Genomic DNA, 1,312 nt, shown 5'->3' on the forward strand with positions numbered 1-1,312 from the left:
ACCCTCACAATCTAATGTGATAAACATTTGCTAAAATTTGGAATGGGAAAATTTGAAAGAGAGGCGCCCCCGCCACGCCTGTACTTTCATTTACACTGCTTTATTGATTAGACCCAGACAATCTCTAATTCACCATAAGGAGAGAGACGTTCAGTATAGGTTTTTATTTTAGTAGACCCGCCGACATTTTCACGAATAACAGCAATTCCATGAATATGAGCATTTTCAAAAACATGCACGTTATTTGCTATACGAGCGTTTTCATAAACCCTAGCATTGTCATAAACATAGGCATTATCATAAATAATAGCCTTGCCATACACATGAGCATTACCATAGACATGGGAATTATCAGAAATAACAGCATTGCCATAAACATGGGCATTATCATAGATATAGCCAGCAACGATAGCATTGTCATAAACCCGCGCATGACCATAGATATGACCACAAGTGACAGCCTTGCCAAAAATCCTTGCATTTTCATAAACGTGACCATTTTTAAACACAAGAGCCTCATCATACACCCAGCAATTCCCATCATGAGAGAGGTTATCTTCCTTTTCAATAAAGCCGCCTAAGGTACCTGCTTTGATATCAGAAAAGTCTTTTAATGCTTTAATACGGTAGAGAACATGTTTACCAAATACACGCGTTTCATTTGTGAGTGCAAACTTCTTTTTCATGAGCACAATTCCTTTATAAAGAGATTTAAATTTTTAAATGAGAATGTTTAAAGGAGGGCGCCCCCGCCGCGCCCACGCGTTATTTAAGCAGCGTCTTTTAGTGACTGATTATCATCACAGATATCATTACGAATTTTTGCACGGCTATTGACAACAGCATTGCCATAAATTTGCACATGATGATCAATATTTGATTTGCCATAGACCTTGGCATGATCATAAATTCTTACAAAGCAACCAACACGAGCCGATCCAGAAACCTTGGCATGACCATAGATACTTGAATAATCCTTAATCCAAGCATTACAAAAAACATGGGCATTATCATAAACGCGCGCCCAGACATAAACCCGTGACTTGCCATACACACGAGCATTGCCAAAAATATAGCCACAAACATAGGCACTTTCATAGACACGGGCATTGTCATAAACCTTGGCACCATTAGAAATAGTAGCATTATCACTAATTACGGCATTACCATAAACATGCCCACAGACCTTAGCGTTATCATGAATTTTTGCATTATCATAAATATGAGCGGTTGTATCAAAAACCAATGCCTTGCCATTGACGATAGCATTACCATACACCTTGGCACCTCTAAAGATTTTCGCATCATTATA

The 1,312-nt window shown here is 38.5% G+C and carries 1 protein-coding gene and 1 pseudogene; both read right to left on the reverse strand.

The annotated features are described in order from the left end of the window. Positions 1–107: 107 nt before the first annotated feature. Positions 108–686 carry a hypothetical protein gene (locus ACFIJK_RS09215; protein ID WP_375627581.1) on the reverse strand — a complete coding sequence of 193 codons (579 nt, stop codon included), beginning with the start codon at positions 684–686 and terminating at the stop codon, positions 108–110. A gap of 83 nt (positions 687–769) precedes the next feature. Then, positions 770–1,312 (reverse strand): annotated as a pseudogene (locus tag ACFIJK_RS09220) (hypothetical protein); the annotation flags it as partial.

It is taken from the genome of Bartonella sp. PS17NMGDW (assembly GCF_042193555.1).
Classification (GTDB): Bacteria; Pseudomonadota; Alphaproteobacteria; order Rhizobiales; family Rhizobiaceae; genus Bartonella; species Bartonella grahamii.